Source organism: Streptomyces sp. (assembly GCF_050698815.1).
Lineage (GTDB): Bacteria > Actinomycetota > Actinomycetes > Streptomycetales > Streptomycetaceae > Streptomyces.
In genome coordinates this window covers 1-3,694 of record NZ_JBOHCV010000189.1, presented here as the reverse complement: position 1 = coordinate 3,694, position 3,694 = coordinate 1, and the positions used below count along the sequence as shown (strand labels likewise).

The window sequence follows — 3,694 nt, the reverse complement described above, 5'->3', positions numbered from 1 at the left end:
TACGTCGAGGTGCTCTCCGGCGGGCCGCTGGCCGAGGTGCTGCGTGGCGTGCGCCCCGTCTTCGCCGACGCCCCGGCCGCCCGCGACGCGCTCCCCGAACTGGTGGGCACCGGCCCCGACGTACCGTCCGGGCAGCGCGCGATACTCGCCCCGCTGCGCGGACGCCGGAGAGTGATCGGCGCCGCGGTCTTCCTGCGCAGGCCCGAGCGGCCCGCCTTCGAACCCGACGATCTGCTGATCGCCGCCCAGCTCGCCACGCACACCGCGCTGGGCGTGGACAAGGCGGTGCTCTACGGCCGTGAGGCGTACATCGCCGACGAGTTGCAGCGCACCATGCTTCCCGACGAACTGCCCCAGCCGACCGGCTGCCAGCTCGCCAGCCGCTATCTCCCCGCGGCCGAGACCGCCCGGGTCGGCGGCGACTGGTACGACGCCATCCCGCTGCCCGGCAGCCGGGTCGCCCTGGTCGTGGGCGATGTGATGGGCCACTCCATGACGTCGGCCGCCATCATGGGCCAGCTCCGCACGACGGTGCAGACCCTGGCCGGACTCGACCTGCCGCCGCAGGAGGTGCTGCACCACCTCGACGAGCAGGCGCAGCGGCTCGGCAGCGACCGGATGGCGACCTGCCTGTACGCGGTCTACGACCCGGTCGCGCACCGCATCGTCATCGCCAACGCGGGGCACCCGCCGCCCGTACTGCTGCACCGGGACGGCCACGCCGAGGTGCTGCGGATCCCGGCGGGCGCGCCGATCGGCGTCGGCGGCGTCGACTTCGAGGCCGTGGAGCTGGACGCGCCCGCGGGCGCCACGCTGCTCCTCTACACCGACGGGCTGGTCGAGTCCCGCCAGCGTGACGTGTGGACGGGCATCGAGCACCTGCGCGAGAAGCTGACGGCGACGGCCCGGCTGACCAGGCCGGGCACCTCGGCTCCGCTGGAGCCGCTGTGCGACGAGGTGCTGGACATACTGGGCCCGGGCGACCGCGACGACGACATCGCGCTGCTCGCCGCCCGGTTCGACGGGATCGCTCCGAGCGACGTCGCGTACTGGTTTCTGGACCCGCGCGCACAGACGGCCGGACAGGCGCGCAGACTGGCGCGGCGCGCGCTGGCCCGCTGGGACCTGGAGGAGCTGACCGACTCCGTCGAGCTGCTGGTGAGCGAGTTGGTGACGAACGCGGTGCGGTACGCCGAACGCCCGATCACGCTGCGGCTGTTGCGCACGGAAACGCTGCGCTGCGAGGTCGGCGACGACGTGCCGCAACTGCCGCGGCTGCGGCAGGCGCGGGCCACCGACGAGGGCGGCCGCGGGCTCTATCTGGTCAACCGGCTGGCACGGCGCTGGGGTGCCACGCGGCTGTCGACGGGCAAGGTGGTGTGGTTCGAGCTGTCGGTGTCCTGATGCCGTGTCCTGGTGAGGGCCGGGACAGGCCGGAGGCGGCGGCCCGGCGGTCACCCGCGGTCGGATGACCAGGCGTCGCGGCCGGACCAGGCCGTACCGGACCATTCCAGGCAGAGCACCGTGGCGTCGTCACGGGGGTCGTGGTCGGTGGCCGTCAGGACGGCTCTGGTGAACATGCGCACGGCGTCCCGTGGGTGCCGGCCGGCGGTCCGCTCGATCAGCTCGCACAGTTTGCGGTTGTCGCCGTGCGGCTCCAGCATGCCGTCGGTGATCAGGACGAGGCGGTCGCCGGGGCGCAGGTCCAGGGTCTGGACGTGGTACCTCTGCTGGAGGGAGATGCCGAAGGGCAGATCGACGATCGGGGTGATCTCCTCGACCTTCCCCTTGCGCAGCCGCAGGGGCCAGACGTGTCCGGCGTTGATGAAGATCGCCTCTCCGGTGTCGAAGGAGACCCACAGCAGCTGGCCGGTGACCATGGCCTGGGCGCCGTGCTCGGCAAGCGCCTGGTGCACCTGGGCGGACTCCTCGAGGACCGCGTGATGCTCGCGGACCGCGTGTTCGGCGACGGCGCGGTTGGCGGCGTCGGCCTGCGCCGCGATGCCGAGTCCCGCGCGGCGTGCGTTACGCAGGGCACCGACGACGACGGTGGCCAGCTGTGCGGCCCGTACGTCGTGGCCCATGGCATCGGTCAGGGACAGGTACAGGCCGCGGGGGTTGAGGGCGTAGTCGAAGGTGTCGCCGCCGATGTCGGCGGCCGGTTCGAGTGACCCGGCGACGATGAAGGGACCGGCGTCGCAGGTGAAGGATTCGGGCAGCAGCTGGTGCTGGATCTCGGACGCCAGCGACAGCCGTTTGGTCCGCCGGCCCCATTCGTACAGATCGGTGAAACGCCTGTTGACGATCACCACGTAAGCCAGCGCGTGAGCGGCTTCGCTGATGCGCTTCAGCGTCTCGTGATCGGGCGGAGCGGACAGGGTCAGCTCCAGCACGCCGATCGCGTCTCCGCGGTCGGAGACCGGCGCGATGACCTGGGCCTGGCCCGTCCCCGCGAACGCGCCTCCGTGATCACCGGTGTCGAGCCACAGCTGCTGGGAGCGGATCACCCGCTCGTAGACGGTGCCCGCCAGCGGGAGCGGTTCCGGCTCGCTCGTGCCGAACGCCTCGTCGGCCCCCGTCAGCCGCACCACGGCGCTGCCGCCGAGGTCCGTGATCAGGAAGGACACCTCGACAGCCGAGAACCGCTCCCGGAGGATCCGCGCCAGCACCGCGACCGATTTCACCGGTGGCGCCGCCTGCACGGATGCCAGCAGGTCGCCCATCCAACCTCGGCTGTCAGCCACGTTCCCAGTATCGGTACCGGTGTCTGGCCACAGCCACGCACACGGGCCGTTCGGATGATGGCGGCGGCCCAGCGGCAGGCGGGGTCAGTCCTCGCGGGGAGGGTCCTCGCGGGGAGGGCGGCCTCTGCGCGGGTGTGGGCGGGTGTCCTTGGGAAGCCGCTGCGCCTCGGCGAGGGCCTTGCGGAGCAGGTAGTCGATCTGCGCGTTGGTGGAGCGCAGTTCATCCGCCGCCCAGCGGGCGAGCGCGTCGTGCACCGCCGGGTCGAGCCGCAACAGCACCTGCTTGCGCTGCCGTTGCGGCGCCCGGCGCCTCGCGCCCTCGCCCGCCGATTCCGGAGGGTCGGTCACTGGTAGAGCGTCCCCGTGTTCAGTACCGGCTGCGGCGAATGGTCGCCGCAGAGCACGACGAGCAGGTTGCTGACCATCGACGCCTTGCGCTCCTCGTCGAGTTCGACGAAGTTCTGCGCGGCGATGCGCGTGACGGCGTCCTCGACCATGCCGCACGCACCGTCGACGATCGTCCGCCGGGCGGCGACCACCGCACCCGCCTGCTGCCGCTTGAGCATGGCGGAGGCGATCTCCGGCGCGTAGGCGAGGTGGGTGAAGCGGGACTCGACGATCTTCACGCCCGCCGCGGTCACCCGCACGGTCAGCTCGGCGGCCAGCTTCTCGGTGATCTCCTCGGCGTTGCCCCGCAGCGACAGGCCGTCCTCGTCGTGCGCGTCGTAGGGGTACTCGATGGCGATGTGCCGTACGGCCGCCTCGGTCTGCGTCGCGACGAACTCGACGAAGTCGTCCACCGAGAACTTCGCCTGCGCGGTGTCCGCGACCTGCCAGACCACGACGGCGGCGAGCTCGATCGGGTTGCCGTAGGCGTCGTTGACCTTGAGTACGGCGGTCTCGTGGTTCCGTACCCGGGTGGAGATCTTCGCGCGGCTGGTGAGCGGGTT

The 3,694-nt window shown here is 71.9% G+C and carries 4 protein-coding genes; 1 reads left to right on the top strand and 3 read right to left on the bottom strand.

Going from position 1 to position 3,694, the window contains the following annotated elements:
* Positions 1-1,404 (top strand): SpoIIE family protein phosphatase (locus ACRDP3_RS07050; RefSeq protein ID WP_431515966.1); only part of this gene is annotated, 1,404 nt, incomplete at its 5' end.
* A gap of 50 nt (positions 1,405-1,454) precedes the next feature.
* Here ACRDP3_RS07050 and ACRDP3_RS07045 read toward each other — a convergent pair.
* From ACRDP3_RS07045 to ACRDP3_RS07035, 3 genes are all read right to left on the bottom strand, one after another.
* The gene (locus tag ACRDP3_RS07045; RefSeq protein ID WP_431515965.1) at positions 1,455-2,744 is read right to left on the bottom strand and encodes a PP2C family protein-serine/threonine phosphatase; all 1,290 of its coding nucleotides are present in this window, start codon (positions 2,742-2,744) and stop codon (positions 1,455-1,457) included.
* An 84-nt stretch (positions 2,745-2,828) separates the two neighbouring features.
* Positions 2,829-3,092 (bottom strand): hypothetical protein, encoded by a 264-nt coding sequence (locus ACRDP3_RS07040; RefSeq protein WP_431515964.1) that lies wholly within the window; start codon positions 3,090-3,092, stop codon positions 2,829-2,831.
* Positions 3,089-3,694 (bottom strand): SPFH domain-containing protein (locus ACRDP3_RS07035; RefSeq protein WP_431515963.1); only part of this gene is annotated, 606 nt, incomplete at its 5' end. The genes ACRDP3_RS07035 and ACRDP3_RS07040, both read right to left, overlap by 4 nt.